This window comes from Bradyrhizobium sp. Crot121 (assembly GCF_059512385.1).
Map to the genome: position 1 here is coordinate 1 of NZ_JCAMOR010000424.1, position 406 is coordinate 406.

The window sequence follows — 406 nt, forward strand, 5'->3', positions numbered from 1 at the left end:
GGTACCGCCGCCCACAGGACCTGCCGGCCGACGTCGATCCGGGCGGGCTGGAGGTGACGCAAGGCTACAAGCCGGTGCGCGACAGCGGCACCTTCAGCTATGCCGCGCATGCAGCCGTCGTCGCGGTCGATTCCGATCTCGGCGAGGTCGAGATCCTCGATTACGTGATCGTCGAGGACGGCGGCGTGCTGGTCAATCCGCTCGTCGTCGACGGCCAGATCTTTGGCGGCCTCGCGCAAGGCATCGGCACTGCGCTCTACGAGGGAATGCCGTTCGATGCCTCCGGCCAGCCGCTGGCAACGACGCTCGCCGATTACCTGCTGCCCGGCGCGACCGAAGTCCCGGCCGCGCGACTCGACCACATGGAGACGCCGTCGCCTTATACGCAATTCGGGGTGAAAGGCAT

At 67.2% G+C, this 406-nt stretch carries 1 protein-coding gene; it reads left to right on the forward strand.

What is annotated here, in order from left to right:
- Positions 1 to 406: molybdopterin cofactor-binding domain-containing protein (locus AC5ZGW_RS47290; RefSeq protein WP_496114293.1), on the forward strand; the 406-nt coding region annotated here is incomplete at both ends.